This is a genomic window from Alicyclobacillus vulcanalis (genome assembly GCF_900156755.1).
GTDB lineage: Bacteria > Bacillota > Bacilli > Alicyclobacillales > Alicyclobacillaceae > Alicyclobacillus > Alicyclobacillus vulcanalis.
The window spans coordinates 18,527-33,950 of sequence record NZ_FTOO01000013.1; the positions used below are offsets into that span (position 1 = coordinate 18,527).

Here is a 15,424-nt window from a genome sequence, read left to right on the forward strand (position 1 = left end):
CGGGGGCTTTCGGCCCGGTTCATGCTAGGCCATGCGCCTCATCGCCGGTCAAGGCCAAGCCGCTTCGCGGTGCTTCGCAGCCTTGACCGGCTCTGCGCATGGCCTTTTTGCACGTTAGGCCGAATGCCCCCTTGTGCGCGAGGTCTGCGCGCAAGGTGGAGAAATTCGCGCCGAATCGCGGCCTGGGTGCAGGGCCTGGGGCGGGCGGCCTGTGGAGGCGAGAACATGTTGGGAGAGGAAGCTATCACAGCGTTTGGGGCGCACCTTTTACGCCAGGGACGGAGCCGGAAGACGGTCATCGGGTACCAGAGCGACCTGAGGCGGTTCGCAGCTTTCTACGCCAAGCGCCACAACTTGCCTTGGTCGGTGGAGGAGACGACCGTCGAGGACTTGCGGGCGTATCTCGAGGTCTGTCCAGGGCAGGCCACGACCGTCAATCGGCGGTTGTACGCGCTCCGGTCGTTTTTCAAGTATCTCGTGCGCCAGGGCATCGTCGGTTCGAACCCGGCGGAGATGCTCGAAGCCAAGCGCGTCGTGCAGAAGGAGCGGTACGCGCTTCCGGTGGACGAGCTCGCGCGGTTTGTCCACCGCATTCCCCATCCGCACGTTCGGGCAGCGGCCTGGACCATGGCGTACACCGGGCTTCGCATCGCGGAAGTCATCTTCCTTCGCATCATGGATGTCGACTTCGAAGAGGGCGTCATCCGTGTGGAACACGGCAAGGGCGACAAACCGCGCGAAGTCCCGATGTGTGTGCCGCTTCATCAGATTCTCTCCGCGTATGCAGCACATTATCGGGCGCATGCCAAGCCACACGAGCGGTTCTTTGCGACGCCCACTACTGGTGGCCTGTCGCCGACGCACATCAACCGGGTGTTGAGACAAACCAGTCAGGCGCTTGGGTATCGCCGGTACGTCACGGCGCACACCTTCCGACATAGTTTCGCTTCGAATCTCATTCGCCAGGGTGTGCATCTGGTGCTGGTTCAGAAGCTCTTGGGTCATAGCTCTCCGACTGTCACGTCGGTGTATACGCATGCGACGCGGGAAGATTTGCAGCAAGCGGTGCAGACGCTCTCGTTCGGGGAGGTGCAGTCTTAATGCTCCGTCCAGAAGACGTGTTCCAACATCTCGCGGAAGGCAAGACGCGAGATGAGATCGCGCAGATGGTCGGGTACAAGGCGCGGCGGTACCTCGACCAATTCATGATGCGGCGCGGGTATCGGTGGAGTGACGAAAAGGCCACGTATGTCCAACGCGTGGAACCTAAGAAGAAGCGGCGCGGGCAGAAAGTGGCCCGGGTCATCGAAGCGTTCCAGGTAGAGCCCTACGGCGATCCCAAGCGGATCGCCGAGGCGCTTGGGTTTGCGAGCGCGTTTGAGATGGCGCAGTACATGCAGGCGCACGGGTACCTGTGGTCCAACACGGCGCGAAACTACGTCACACAAGACCGTACACAAGGCGAGGAACCGCCATCGGCTGAACCTGACAACGCTCGACAGGCGGCGTCGAACGAAGGCGAATCCGTGTCCCTCCCGCTTGGGGACGCGCTCGAGCTTCTCGGGATGTTGGTCAAGCATCGGATGAAACTGGAGCGGCTGCTCTTGCATACGGAGCAAGGCGCGACGGACGTGCCGCGCTACACCATCCCTGGGTTCTCAGTGGTGAAAAGTCTCCATCTCTCTGTGGAGCTTGACCGATTGCTCCGGACCGCGAGCCAGGCGTGGCGCATGTCGCAGCGCGAGATTCTGGAGGCGGCGGTCATCGAATTCCTACGCAAGCATGGCTACGACAACGTCATTCAAGGCCTTCTCACGAACCGGAAACAGGAACGAACTTCCTGACGTTTTTGGACTTGAAAAGGATGAAGATAGAAAGCTTTCAGCAAGCTTGCGCGTCCCAAGCAAGGACGTTGCAAGCTTGCTGCTTGCAAGCATGCGTCAAGATCAGGATTTGGGAGGGGATACGAAGATCGAGGGAGCAAGGGCGGCGCTCCGAAAATGTGGATGGAACTGGGTGATCAACAAGGGGACTTGAAACGCACACTGAGTGGCATTGCTTCAGCTGCAATTGTTCTGGGTGCGATTAGCCCGATGGCGTTTGCGCAGACCTCGTCCAGCGGTCTCACGCCGGCCGGTCAGTTGCCTATCGTCGTCAATGGACAGGTTCTGTCGAACCCGTATGAGATGGTGGGCATGGACTCCGGCAACAAGACGGGCTTCTTCCCGATTTACTACTTTGACCAGGCGCTTGAAAAGATTGGCATCACGGCGACCTGGAATGGTGCAACCCACACCTGGGCGCTGACGGACTCCAACGTCAATGCTTCGAACGTCCAAGTCGCGGGTGGTATGGGCACGGGGAACACCACGGTGACCCTGAACGGCACGCCGATTAAGATGTTCTACACCCAGGTTGCGAAGGACCCGGCGGGTGGCCCGGTCACGACGTATATGCCGATTTACTATATCAACAACATCCTGAGTGCGCTTGGGATCCATGGAACCTTTAGCGGACAGACGGGTCTCAACATTACCACCGGGCAGACGCTTGCCGGTAGCCTGAGTGCCATCACGGTGACGGGGGCGACGAGCGGTACGGGGACCTCTTCGAGCCCGGCTGTGGCGTTGAATAACGGCAAGGTTACGCTCTCGACGACTCTGACGGATTCGAATGGCAATCCGATTGGCAACGCGGCGGTCACCTTCAACTTCTCTGAATATGGTGCGCTGCCTTCGAATGCGCCGACGGTCACCAATGCGTCGGGTGCGACAATTCCGGCGACCACCGGCTCGACGGCTTATCAGTACACGGTCTACACCAACTCCAGCGGTGTGGCTTCGATCACGGTGTCTGGGCCCGTTGGCTTGACCTACGCATACCAGGTGACTGCGACGGCGCCGATCAGCAATGGCAGCAATCAAATGATTAGCAGCCAGCCGGCGTATGTCGAGTTTGTCGCCAACAACCAGGCGGGTATTGCGCCGTACGGCACGGCTTCTCAACCGTACTCGGCTTCGCTGGGTACCGCAGTTCCCATCACGGTGATTTTGCCGCCGGGTGCGAACGGTCAGCCGCAGGCGAATGTGCTCGTGACCCTGTCGCTGAGCAACCCGAATGGTGGCACCAACTATGCATACTTCACCAACTCGTCGGGTGCGAATCTGGGCACGCAAATCCAGGTGACGACCAACTCGTCGGGTGTGGCGCAAGCGTGGGTCAGCGACGCGAACGCGCAGCCTGTTGTCGTGACGGCCAATGTGTCGAATGCGACCAATGTCAGCAACACTTCGGTGAGCACCTACCTGAACTTTGGTCAGGCAGGCGTGCCAGCATCGATCGCCAATTACAACGATCCGTATTCGGCTTTGGTGGCCAACGGTCAGCAGCCGCTCGCCGGTACGACGGTGACGATTACGGGTACGCTCGTAGACGCTGCAGGCAACCCGGTGGCCAACGGTCAGGTGCTTGTAACCGGCTCGTCGTCCAGCGGCGACTTCGGCTATGTCACGACGTCCAACGGCAAGAGCACGACGACCGACTTCCCGAGCGTGGGTACGTTGCAGCCTGGTCAGCCTGTGAGCTCCGCGCTGGGTGACGTCATCACGGCGGATGCGAACGGCAACTTCTCGTTGCAAGTCACAGACACGCAGAACGAGCAAGCCAGCCTGACGTTCTACTCGGTGAGCAACGGGGTCATTAGCCCGGTGGGGGTCATTAAGACCGACACGCTGAAATTCGCAGTGAACAATCAGCTGTCGACCATTGCGCTGGGTGCGACGGACGCTCAAGCGGACGGCAACCAGTACACGAATCTGACGGGTCTCACGGGTTCGGACAATGCGCCGGTGCCGGTGTATGTGGATCCGCAGAATCCGTCGGGCACAATGGTGACCAATCAGAGCATCACCTACACGCTCAGCGTCAGCAGCGGCGACATCGTGGGCATTGGCTCTGGTGCGTATCTGGCGCCGACCAATGCGAACAACAGCACGATTCCGATCAACAGCGGCAACGGCCTCAGCTCCGTCCAGGTCACGGTCACGGCATTGGGCAACAACCAATACCAGATCTCGGTGCCCGGTCAGCAAGGCGTGTTGACGACCTCGTCGCCTGACTTTACGGTGCTGGTGAAAGGCTCGACGGGTTCGACGAAGCTGACGGTCAGCTCCGGCTCACTCTCGTCGACGGCAACCATCACCTTCACGTCGAGCAACCCGACGGTGGTGGCTAGCCTGACGCCAGTTTCCTCGGTGTTGGCGGCTGGTCAGAACGAGACGGTCACCTTCACCGTGGAAGATGCAGATGGCAATCCGGTGAGCGGTAATACGCAGGTTGCCATCACGGCGCATGACAGCAATGATCCGTTGTGGATCACCGCAGTGAATGGCACAAACTTGAGCGAGTATGAGACGATTAATGGTGCTGCAACGTCTGTCAGCACGCCGATTCCGCTCGGTACGAGTTCGTATGCAACCTCTGGTGGTTCTACGCTCTACCCGGCTTACACGAACAGCGGGTACTTTAAGAATGGTGTGAGCATCAGCGGTGTCGTATCGTGGGATGGTACGGTGGGCGATCCAATCTACGTCACCACCAACTCGCAAGGCCAAGTCACGCTGACCTTGCAAAACGGCAACGTGACCTATTTTGACGGAAACAACACCACGTTGTCGAATGGCATCAGCGTTGCCGGTACGAGCGGAAGTGAAGGGTTCTACACATATTCGAGCGATACCGCAGCGACAGCGTCGGATCTTACAAATATGGGCGTGTTGGTCATTGGTCAAGCCAATGGTGACGCTTCAACGTCGCTCGGAACGATTTACATCGGCAGTGGTGGTGCTACGCAGACACCGGCCGCCTTCACCTACGTGGATGCCAATAACCACTCTTACACGTACTCGAACACGAGCGATACATTTACGGTATCTAGCACCCAGAGTGTTAGCGGTGGCAACTATGCGATCACAAGCTTCACGCCAGTTGGAGGTACTGCAACTTCTACAATCCCGAGTGGCGTGAGCGTAAATAGCTCGACGGGTACGGTTTCGGTGTCCCAAAACGCTGCAGTCGGTACGTACACCGTGAGCTATAACCTGAACGGCGTCACTGAATCCACTGGCACGTTCAAGGTGTACTCCGGCAGCGGTGTGGCTCCTACAGAGATCACTGGCTCGTCAGTGACGGTTCCTGCTGCAACGTACTCGGGTACGTTGAAAGTCACGGTAAGCAACGGTGGTTCGCCGCTGTACGTGAACGTTACCGCTGGAGAATCGGCCAATGCGGTGGCTGCAGCTATTTACAACGCGCTTGTCAATGCCAATATCAGCGGAGATACCTTCTCTGTTTCGGGTTCGACAGTCAGCGTGACCGCTGCGAGCGGTTCGCCCACGCTCACAGTTGTCGATGCGACCAATTTCTAATTATCAAAAAGCCGGTAACAGAAAAGCCGACAGTCTCTTTTGGGACTGCCGGCTCTCTTTTTGCTCACGGAAGTCTCACTTGGAATTCCTTCAATTCACCATTCTCGACGTACAAGAACCGCCTCGGCTTGTCGGGCGGGAGTTTCTCCGCGCCAGGAACGCCGAGGATGGTCCTGGAGGCAACTTCATCATCCACGCGTCCACAGATGCGCCAGACCTGCTGGCGGATCTGAGAGCCCAAGATCTCCGACGTCGGATATTAAAAATAGAAGTTATATCAACGCTCCCATCGAAATACCTGCACCTGTTCCAACTCCCTCCCAAGGACACCAGTGCTCGTCCGGGGATAGGTGGTAATTCAAACGCCTCATTGTGCCCTGGCCCCAACACTACGCCGGATTGCACTTGTGTGGTCACATGGAACGTAAGCAACGCGTCCATGTTCGCGCGCAAGGTGCCGGGAATGGTTTCGGCATCCGGGCGTTGGGTCGCAATTACCAGGTGCAGCCCGAGGCTCCGGCCCTTTTGGAGAATGGTGTTCACCATCGCGAGAATCGCTTTCGCCATCTCTGCGGTCTCTTTGTCCACCTTGCTGTTGGCGGTGGATGTGACGGTGGCAAATTCGTCGATAAGCGTGACACAAGGAGTGAAGTGCGTTGTGCCGCGTTCCCATGCTTCCTGTTCCCGTTCCGTCAGTGTCGTGACTAACTGCTGCATCCAGACATGGAGTCGGTCCAGATCTCGAATGACTTCATCCACGGTGTCGAGAAGCGGCTTGTAATCGTATCCGCCCTTGAGGTCCGCAATCACGACAGTGGCGTCGGGGCGCTGTACCTTGAGCGTTTCTGCAATCACCTTGAGGGCGTTCGTCTTCCCGCCGCCAGTGGCGCCTGCGACGAGAAGGTGCGGATATTCTCGGAGAGGTACCAGCACCGGCCCTTGCACGCCTTCGCCGAGGCACCAAGAGAATTCGTTTGCCTTTCGGATGACGGGCAGGGCGTCGCTGAGGGAGACGGTGCGCGGCAGCGCGGGGAACCTCGCAATCTCCACGCATCCCGGCCATGCGGTCTGGGTGATCTGGACTTGTTCGCCCAAGGCGCTCGCGAGTTCGCGTTCTTTCTCCTGAAGCGAGGCAAAGGACTCGCCAGGTGGCAATCGGTAGAGGCCAACGAGTGCCCGGCCACGGCGTTTCAGGCGACCCAGGCGGAACGAGACCTGCGGGTTCCGGAGTGCCATTTGCTTGTGCGAGTGCGAGATAGGCGTTGACCAACGGGTCGCGGAACCAAGACCAGAACGCGAAGAGGAGCGGGTTATACTCCTCCTCGAGGTTCGTGCCACCGAGTCCGACGCGGAACAAGAGCGCAAGCACGAGGAACATCCCCACAAACCAGGGGTGGGGGCGGAATTCCGCCCATGCCACCCAGGCGAGAAAGAGTGCGCAGAGCCCATCAGCGAGTAGAAAATGGCGTGACAAACGCTCCATGGTGTTTAGCGCAAAATAAAAGTGCAGAACGCCGACACGCAAATCTACACAGCGTGGCGGCGCCTGCGGAAATGTGATAGGCACTTGCAACGCCACTCTACCAATTCTACCCTTGGGGTTGACGAAGACGCCTCAAGGGGGATGAGAGGATGTTGAAAGTGCCTCAGCAGCAGTATATCAGGTTTCTTTACGAGAGTGGGGAGTACTCGATCTCCGAAATTGCGCGGTCTGTGGGTGTCAACTGGCGCACGGCGAAAAAGTACGCGACTCGGGACGACTGGAATCTACGCCTTCGTCCCCGCCGCACGCGCCACCCGGTGCTGGGACCGTACCTTGAAATCATCGACACCTGGCTGCTCGAGGAACAAACGCTTCCCCGCAAGTAACGTTACACGGCCAAGCGCATTTTTGAACGCTTGCGAACGGAATATGGATACCCAGGCAATCGTCGTGCAGTGGAGAGATACGTCTCAAAACGAAGAGAAGCCCTAAAGTCCGAAGCAGCGGAAGCCTACGAACGACTCGAGCATCCCGGCGGAGAAGCGCAAGTCGATTTTGAGACGGCCTACATCGGCCAGGGCGGGAAACTCGTGGAACGGAAAGTGCTCGTGATGTCGTTTCCGTTCAGCAACGCAGCGTTCGCATTCCCCGTGCGGGCGGAAAACACGGAGTGCTTTCTGGAAGCCCTGAAACGTCTGTTTGAGCGCATTGGGGGTGTGCCAAGGCGGATCTGGTTTGACAATCTCCCTGCAGCGGTGGCCGAAATCGAGACAGGCGGGCAACGAATCTATACAGAGTTGTTCGCGCGATTCGTCGCTCATTACCGCTTCGAAGCCCTGTTTTGCAATCCCCGTCGAGGGCATGAGAAGGGGCATGTGGAGAACAAAGTTGGCTATACACGTCGCAATTGGCTCGTGCCGCCGCCGGTGTGCGAAACCGACGCAGAGCTGGAAGCGTATCTCGCCGAGAAGGAAACCCAAGATATGGCGCGGCCACACTACGCGAAGGGAGAGCTCATCGCCGAGTTGTGGGCACAAGAGCGCAAGAAGCTGCTTGCGTTGCCGGATGTCCCATTCGAGGTCTTCCGCTTGACGACCTCCCGGCTGAACAAGTACCGCGAGCTGCGATTCGAAAACACGACCTATCCCCTGCCTCAGTGCGAAGCACTGGCGACGGTCTTGCTGAAGGTCAAATGGGATGAAGTCGAGGTCCTTTCCAGTGATGGGACGTATCAAAGGCTTGCGGTCTTCCCGCGGCCGTACGTGGACAAGTCGTTCAAGATCGACTGGAAAGCGGTGTTCGACGGCTATCGCCGGAAGCCGCGCGCTGTGATGTACTCCGACTTGGCGAAGTATTTGCCCGCGTCGGTGCGCACATTTGTGCAAGTGCCGGAGACTGACCTCCGAAAGGCGCGAGTGGGACTCATTCGCCGCTTGCTCGAGCGGTACGACATGGCGGACATCGGCGAAGTGCTGGAGACGCTTCAGACCCATTCGCCTCCCGAAGCGGTGCTGGAACACGCTTTGTATGCTAGGCAGCATCCCGAGTTTCGACCTGCACCTTGGATAGAGTCCCATACGCCAACGGAAGTTTGCGGGCATCGGCCTGACCTTCGGCAATATGACGCCTTGCTGGAGATGAGGATGCGATGAAAGAAGCGCTCGCTCAAGCTTGTAAAAACCTGCACTTGGGATATGTGATGGAGGCCTATGAATCCATTCCGTTTGAGGAACGCACCACGTTTCTCCTGGGTGTCTTCGAAGCGGAACTCAAGGGCCGGGAAGCCGCGCGAATTCGGCGGCTGCTGAAGAAAGCCCAGTTCCCTCAGGCAAAGCACTTGGAGGGCTACGATTTCAGCAAAGTGAAGTTTCCGCCGCACTGCAGCCGAGAACAGCTGACAGAACTCGCGTTTCTTGAGCGTCGAGAGAACGTGCTCATGCTCGGGCCGGTAGGCACGGGAAAGACGCATTTGGCGATTGCCCTTGGGATGAAGGCATGCGCGAAGGGACATGAGGTACGGTTTTTCCGTGTTCACGACCTCGTGGCGACGCTGCAGGAGCGATACCAAGCGGGGACGCTGCGTCGCTTCCTGAGCGAACTGAAGAAGGCAGAGTTAATTATTCTCGATGAAACGGGTTTTGTGCCTTTTCACAAAGATGGAGCAGAGCTGTTATTCCACGTGATTTCGGATTGCTATGAACAGCGGAGCGTCATCGTGACATCGAATCTGGAATTCGGACAATGGAACACAATTTTTGGCGAAGAGCGACTGACTGCTGCGCTCGTGGACCGGCTCGTGCACCATGCACACGTGCTGGCATTTACAGGCGAGAGCTATAGGTTGCAACATGCGCTTTCGGAAGCGACGTCGTCATAAGATTCCGACGAACTGTGCCTATGCACAAATCCGCGTCGCTATTCTGCACTTTTGACTTGCGCAAAACACCTGCATGCCCCGGCTATGCCGTTCCTCCTGCTCAGCCTCCAGCAAACGTTGGAGAAATGCGACATAGGTCGCCTCTTGCCCGGCGGCCCACTCCACGCACGCCGGCAAGACGGCAGCAGCTCGCTTCAAGCCCAGGTCCAACAGTTGTTCTTCGACCTGAGCTACTAGTAACGCTTCGCTCATTGCACATGACCTCCCATCGCGATCTGTTCATAGACCGTAAGTTCGCGCTGCTCCACGTCCGGGTCGACTTGCCATCCCGCTGTCTTATCCCGCGTCGGATTCGCGCTATCTCGAGGGATGTTCTTGTAATGCTCGGGATCCGTGGAGATTTGATGCTTGCCGGACAGCACGCGATGTTCCGCGATCACCTGTCCGCCGTATTCGATCTGCAGACGCCCCGATTCGAACTCCCGAACCAGGACCGTGTGGCCCACATAGCGCCAGGGAACGGTGTACAAGTTCGTATTCCAGGAAACCCGGCAGTCATTCATCACCTTTCGAAGGCCTGCACAAGCCAACACATACGGGGTGGCTGGAAGCGGTTGAAGTTTCTCAGCTTGAAGCCGCACGATGGGTTGTTCACGCATCGTTCCGTGGACGCGGACGTTGGCCACGTGATCGCGCCACCATGCGACCTGTCGGTTCAAATCCTGAACGTCCACAAAGGCGACTGGCCAGAAGTTGCCCCGGATGTATCCAATAGGGCGTCCCACCTTGCCCTTGGTGCGGCTCCGGCGAGGACGACATGCCTTGGGCACGAATCTGTAGAACTTGGCAAAGTCGAGATAAGCCGGTTGCCAGTCGACATGGCCTTGACCGTCATTGGCGACCACCAAAGGTGAACAGTTGTCGCTGAGAATGACCCTCGATACCCCACCAAAGAACTCCAGCGCATGGCGCAGAGCCTGAAGGATATGCAGCTGGTCTGCCGCTTTGATAAACTCAACGTAGAGCATGCGGGAGTAGGCGAGTACCATGGCGAAGGCCCAAATCGTTCGTCGCTGACCGTGCGAATCGTAGTAGGGGAAGGCACCCAAATCGATCTGGGCTTGTTCACCAGGATCCGACTCAAATCGCTCGGTGGCCTTGGCAGAGACCACGGGGCGAAGTGGCTTCATGAACTCACGTAGGACGGTGATACCGCCGGTATAGCCCTCCTCGAATCTCTCGCAGAATTCGTTCAGCGTTGAGAACACCAAGTTGCATACGCTGCTTCACGTAATCCTTGTAGGGCTCAGCTTGGAACCCCTCTTTCGCTCCCCACGCGACGCTCTTTCGCCCTGCTTCTCCTCCAGCGATGAATTCAGCGCGCTGCGAATGGTCTTACGGTCATGGCCGAATCTTCTGGCCAGCTCCGAGACGCTGACGCCTGCCTCGTACAGTTGCCTGATCTCCATCCTCTCGTCCTCTCTCATGACGGGCACCTCCCATGAACGAATGACAGGTGCCCTGATTCGACATGGGGGTGGGCAATTCATCCCGATGATTTTGAGGAATGTAGACCGATGATCTTGGGGAATTCTCATCCGATGTTATTGGGGATTTTACAACCGATGTTGACCGTGTTGTGAACTCCATTTCGCAATCCTCCAACTGGCCCGCTCATATTTCAATTCTCTTTCAATCACGCCTCTCTACATTATGTTTCGTGAGCCATGCGTACGGTTGGAATGGCTGCGGGAACCGAATCATGAGGAGAGATGGTTCAATGGGGATTGTGCCTGGATCGGAACGACCGAGAGTAGTTTGGGGGAGAGGAAAGAGACGAAGGCTCATCTGGGCGGGAGCTGCCGTTGTGGTTGTGCTTGGGGTGGGGATACCCGTAGGAATTTCTGCGCTTCGAGGCGGACAAACCGTGTACGCCAGCTCGGAGTATACGGTGGGCTACCGAAACATTACGCAGACAATTAGCACCACCGGGACCGTGGCATCACCGTCGACATTGAGCCTGAACTTCCTTCAATCGAACGCGCCAGTCAGTGACATCTACGTGAAAGTGGGACAAAAGGTACAAGCGGGTCAAATGCTTGCGAGGCTCGACGACTCGGCACAGCAGATTGCGCTACAGCAGGCGCGAGCCCAGGTGATGGAGGCGAAGGCGTCACTCATGTCTGCGGAGGCGAAGCTCCAGCAGGATGAGTCCGGGGCTACGCCCCAAACCCTCGCGCTAGATAAGAACGCCATCGCAGATGATGAAACCGCTGTCCAACAGGCGAAACAGGCTTACCAACTCGCGGTCCAAGCCTACAATGACCGTTCGTCGCAAGAACAAGCTGTGCAAACTGCAGAGCTCAATCTGACGGAGGCGAAACAACAACTGAACGCGGCATCCGACGCGGTGCAGCTTGACGAACAGCAGATTGCCGCGGATCAGGCCGCTATTAAGAACGCGGAGCAGCAGCTACAGACAGATCAGCAGTCGGCATCGAACTCCGAGACGCTTGCCCAGCAAGCCCTTCAGTCGGATGAGCAGACCTTGCAGGCGGATCAACAGCAACTGAGTGAAGACGAGCAGCAGCTGCAAAAAGATGAGAACAACCTGCAGATGGTGGAGCAGGAGAATCCGAATGTGACGCAGCAGCAAGTTGAGCAAGCTTACGAGCAGTATCAGCAAGAATTGAGTTTCTACAACAGTTGGGCCCAGGGAGGATATGCGGGCACGAATCCTTACACCACGGCCGTGAATAACGCCGAACAAATCTACAATAACCTGAATGACGCCTACCAGGCCATCCAGAACGCACAGAATGCCGTGACGCAGGATCAGGCGAAGGTGAATCAGGACCAGAACGCGATTCAGCAAGTTCAGATTGCGATTTCGAAAGACCAGGCAGAGATTCAACAGGCCCAACTCAGTGGACAACAGACGGTGGCGAAAGATCAGGAGACCATTCAAAGCGACGAGCAACAGTTGCAGAACGAGGAAATTGTTCTCGAGAACGACGAAGCGCAGGCAAAACTGAATCAGCAAAAGGCTGAGGACACAGTTTTGCAGGACGAACAGGCGCTTCAGGCTGCTGAGCAGGCATACAACGATCGCACAAGCGCGGAACAGACGCTCCAACAAGCGAAAGACAACGTGACGCAGGCCGAGGAACAGCTGAGGACGGCCGAGCTCCAACTGCAAAACGACGAGACGCCAGCGTCCTCGTCCACCATCGCGTCGGATGAGGCGGCCGTCACAAATGCGCAAGGGCAGTTGGTGACCGCTGAGGCCAACCTCGAGTCGGCCGAGCAGGCAGATGCGGAGACCATCCTGCGCGCGCCGATTTCCGGCGTGATCACCGCCGTCAACGGCCAGGTGGGGGAACTCCCCAATCAAGGGGGCTCAAGCGCAAGTTCGTCCGGTGGATCATCCGGCACGGGCTTCATCCAGCTCGAGGATCTCAATCCCACGGACCTTCAGGTCGACTTGGAAGTCGATGAGTCTCAAATCGGTCAGGTGAAGGTGGGCGATCCCGTCACGTTCACGGTGGACGCTTATCCGAACGAGACGTTCTCTGGCACCATCGTGCAGATTTATCCCACACCCACGACGACCTCGGACGTCACACAGTATGAGGTAGTCGCGAGCGTGAACAACGCGTCTGGAAAACTGAAGCCAGGTATGACGGCTAGCGCAACCGTTGTCACATCCACGCTCACCCACGTTCTCGCGGTGCCGGCCATCGCCCTGCACCAAATCGGTTCGATCGAGGGGGTGTTTGTGGTTGGCACCCGCCCCAAGAGCGAACACTTTTCCTTTACCAACGAAACAGGGACCAACCCGCCGTTGGGAAACGGATCGGCTCACAGCTTCGCCTCCGCAAGCGCGCGGGGCAGCAGTGGTAACCAGACAGGTACGTTTGCCAGTCGTGGGACCGCAGGTGCTTTCCACGCATCGCTGGCTCCGAAAGGTACCTACTTTCAACCCGTGCAGGTTGGCGTGATCGGGCAAAACGAGGTGCAGATCCTTTCGGGTCTTGCACCTGGAGAGAAAATTCTGTTGACCTTGCCGGAGTCGACAGCGTCCACGATCGTACAGAGTGAGTCATCCGCCACGCCGTTCCGCTTCGGAGGCGGGTTCGCGCGAGGGGGAGGCCAGGGATGAGGAACGTGAGCGCGGACGAAGCTCTTATTCAAATGGAGCACATCGTAAAGGAGTACCTTCTTGGCGGTCAAGTCATTCGCGCGCTGAACGATGTCTCGCTTCTTGTGAGACACGGGGAGTTTGTGGCCATCATGGGACCGTCAGGCTCAGGGAAATCCACCATGATGAACATGATCGGCTGTCTGGATGTGCCAACGAGCGGGCGTTACGTGCTGGACGGCGTCGAGGTCTCCACCCTGACGGAAGATGAAATGGCGTATGTCCGCAACCAGAAAATCGGATTCATCTTTCAAAACTTTAATCTGCTGCCGCGCATGACGGCCCTCGAAAACGTGGAGCTGCCGATGCTCTACATGGGCATACCTGCTCGGGAACGGCGTGAGCGCGCGCTGGAAGCCCTGGAGCGCGTGGGGCTGAAGGACCGCATTCACAACCGTCCGAATGAGCTTTCGGGTGGACAGCAGCAACGAGTGGCCATCGCGAGGGCGATTGTCAACCGTCCATCCATGATCCTCGGTGATGAGCCCACAGGGGCATTGGACAGCAAGACGACGGAGGACATTTTGGCGCTCCTTCATGAGCTTCATGAGCAGGGCAACACCATTATCCTGGTCACGCACGATGCGGAAGTCGGTGCGCACGCGGAGCGGGTCATACACTTCCGCGACGGCAGAGTGGAGTCGGACTCTCTGTTCGCATACGAGGGGGAGTCTTGATGTTTCTGGAGATTTTTCGCGTGGCCTGGCGCAGCATCCGTGCGAACAAGATGCGATCGTTCCTCACCATGCTGGGGATCATCATCGGGGTCATCGCAGTGGTGATGAGCTCCGCCATCGGGCTCAGCGCAAAGGCGGGCGTCACGAAACAGGTGGAAAGTTTGGGGTCGAACATCCTGACGGTCATGCCTGGAGCGGTCACGGTGGGGGGCGTGAGCCGCGGGTTCGGGGCCGTGTCCACGTTGACTGTGGCGGATGCGAATGCCATCGCCCAACAAGACCCGGACGTCGAATATGTTTCTCCCCTCGTCACAGCCAACGAGCAGGTGATCTATGGGAATAACAACTTAAACACGTCCATTGAGGGAACGAGCGCCGACTATCCCGCCATTCGAAACGTGACGTTAGCCATGGGGAGGTACTTTCTTCCGTCCGAGGTCCAGGATGCGGCCAACGTCGCCGTACTCGGCAGTCAGGCCTATCAGACGCTGTTCAGCGGTGTGACCGCGAGCCCCATCGGGCAGACCATTGACATCGGAGGCATTCCGTTCACCGTGGTGGGTGTGGCCCAGAGCCAAGGCGCGAGTGGTTTTGCCAACCAAGATGATGCCATCGCGATCCCCTATACCACCGCCATGAACCTGTTCAGCGGTGGGAATACGGTGAATGAAATTTTGGTGGCCGCGAAGTCGCCCAACGTCATGGATAGTGCTCAACTGGAAATTGAGTCCACGCTTCGAGCCATGCACGGGCTAGCACCATCCCAGTCGGACGACTTTCAAATTGTCAACCAAGCTACGATTTTGAACGCTTTGAGTGGAGTTTCGCGTATTCTCACCCTCCTTTTGGATGGCATTTCGGCAATCTCGCTTCTCGTTGGAGGCATCGGCATCATGAACATTATGCTGGTGTCGGTGACCGAACGCACCCGCGAGATAGGGATTCGGAAGGCCATCGGCGCAACACGACGGGTGATTTCGGCCCAGTTTCTCACCGAAGCCACGCTGTTGAGCGTGGCGGGCGCAGTTGCAGGCCTCGTCCTTTCAGGTGTGGGGACCATCATCATGTCGAAAATGACGGGAGATGGAAACTTGTTCTCACCCGTGGCGGCCGCGGCGTCTCTCGGTTTCTCTATTGCGGTGGGCCTTGTCTTCGGTGTGTATCCTGCACGCAAGGCGGCTCGTCTGAAACCTATCGATGCGCTCCGCTTCGAATAAATATCGCCTACACCAAGGCAAAGCGCCGGATGGCATTTACGTG

The 15,424-nt window shown here is 57.8% G+C and carries 13 protein-coding genes; 9 read left to right on the forward strand and 4 right to left on the reverse strand.

The annotated features are described in order from the left end of the window. Positions 1-225 precede the first annotated feature (225 nt). The 3 genes from BW934_RS13025 to BW934_RS13035 all read left to right on the forward strand — a co-directional run bounded on the left by BW934_RS13025 (position 226) and on the right by BW934_RS13035 (position 5,426). Positions 226-1,101, forward strand: coding sequence for a tyrosine-type recombinase/integrase (locus BW934_RS13025; protein WP_076348823.1), 876 nt, complete (start codon positions 226-228; stop codon positions 1,099-1,101). Next, positions 1,101-1,844 (forward strand): hypothetical protein, encoded by a 744-nt coding sequence (locus BW934_RS13030; RefSeq protein ID WP_076348825.1) that lies wholly within the window; start codon positions 1,101-1,103, stop codon positions 1,842-1,844. The genes BW934_RS13025 and BW934_RS13030 overlap by 1 nt, the downstream gene beginning before the upstream one ends. Positions 1,845-2,000: 156 nt before the next feature. Continuing rightward, the gene (locus BW934_RS13035) at positions 2,001-5,426 is read left to right on the forward strand and encodes a beta strand repeat-containing protein (protein ID WP_143232662.1); all 3,426 of its coding nucleotides are present in this window, start codon (positions 2,001-2,003) and stop codon (positions 5,424-5,426) included. A 90-nt stretch (positions 5,427-5,516) separates the two neighbouring features. On the opposite strand, the gene BW934_RS13040 is transcribed toward BW934_RS13035, so the two are convergent. Next, positions 5,517-6,662, reverse strand: a complete 1,146-nt coding sequence (locus tag BW934_RS13040; RefSeq protein ID WP_234969804.1) for an FtsK/SpoIIIE domain-containing protein — start codon at positions 6,660-6,662, stop codon at positions 5,517-5,519. Positions 6,663-7,058: 396 nt separating this feature from the next. Between BW934_RS13040 and BW934_RS15260 the strand changes: the two genes are divergently transcribed. The 3 genes from BW934_RS15260 to istB are packed head-to-tail and all read left to right on the forward strand — an operon-like array spanning position 7,059 to position 9,286. Next, the gene (locus BW934_RS15260; protein WP_234969805.1) at positions 7,059-7,295 is read left to right on the forward strand and encodes a terminase gpP N-terminus-related DNA-binding protein; all 237 of its coding nucleotides are present in this window, start codon (positions 7,059-7,061) and stop codon (positions 7,293-7,295) included. 30 nt (positions 7,296-7,325) lie between these two features. After that, positions 7,326-8,561 (forward strand): IS21 family transposase, encoded by a 1,236-nt coding sequence (istA, locus tag BW934_RS13045; RefSeq protein WP_234969806.1) that lies wholly within the window; start codon positions 7,326-7,328, stop codon positions 8,559-8,561. Next, a complete protein-coding gene (gene istB / locus BW934_RS13050; protein WP_076348831.1) occupies positions 8,558-9,286 on the forward strand; it encodes an IS21-like element helper ATPase IstB in 729 nt (242 codons plus the stop codon). Before istA (BW934_RS13045) ends, istB begins: the two co-directional genes overlap by 4 nt. A gap of 18 nt (positions 9,287-9,304) precedes the next feature. Here istB and BW934_RS13055 read toward each other — a convergent pair whose 3' ends face one another. Genes BW934_RS13055 through BW934_RS15265 form a run of 3 tightly spaced genes read right to left on the reverse strand, consistent with a single transcriptional unit; the run spans position 9,305 to position 10,773 of the window. Then, a complete protein-coding gene (locus tag BW934_RS13055; protein ID WP_234969808.1) occupies positions 9,305-9,538 on the reverse strand; it encodes a P-loop NTPase family protein in 234 nt (77 codons plus the stop codon). Next, positions 9,535-10,554, reverse strand: a complete 1,020-nt coding sequence (gene istA / locus BW934_RS13060) for an IS21 family transposase (protein WP_234969816.1) — start codon at positions 10,552-10,554, stop codon at positions 9,535-9,537. The genes BW934_RS13055 and istA (BW934_RS13060) overlap by 4 nt, the downstream gene beginning before the upstream one ends. An 18-nt stretch (positions 10,555-10,572) precedes the next feature. Next, positions 10,573-10,773 carry a helix-turn-helix domain-containing protein gene (locus BW934_RS15265; protein WP_234969809.1) on the reverse strand — a complete coding sequence of 67 codons (201 nt, stop codon included), beginning with the start codon at positions 10,771-10,773 and terminating at the stop codon, positions 10,573-10,575. 440 nt (positions 10,774-11,213) lie between these two features. Between BW934_RS15265 and BW934_RS13065 the strand changes: the two genes are divergently transcribed. From BW934_RS13065 to BW934_RS13075, 3 genes are read left to right on the forward strand one after another with little or no spacing between them, the layout of a single operon-like run. After that, complete coding sequence (locus tag BW934_RS13065) at positions 11,214-13,448, forward strand: HlyD family efflux transporter periplasmic adaptor subunit (RefSeq protein ID WP_076348833.1); 2,235 nt, start codon at positions 11,214-11,216, stop codon at positions 13,446-13,448. Then, on the forward strand, positions 13,445-14,164 hold the full coding sequence (locus tag BW934_RS13070) for an ABC transporter ATP-binding protein (RefSeq protein ID WP_076348835.1): 720 nt from the start codon (positions 13,445-13,447) through the stop codon (positions 14,162-14,164). Before BW934_RS13065 ends, BW934_RS13070 begins: the two co-directional genes overlap by 4 nt. Further along, on the forward strand, positions 14,164-15,381 hold the full coding sequence (locus tag BW934_RS13075; protein WP_200805759.1) for an ABC transporter permease: 1,218 nt from the start codon (positions 14,164-14,166) through the stop codon (positions 15,379-15,381). Before BW934_RS13070 ends, BW934_RS13075 begins: the two co-directional genes overlap by 1 nt. The last annotated feature ends 43 nt before the right edge of the window (positions 15,382-15,424 follow it).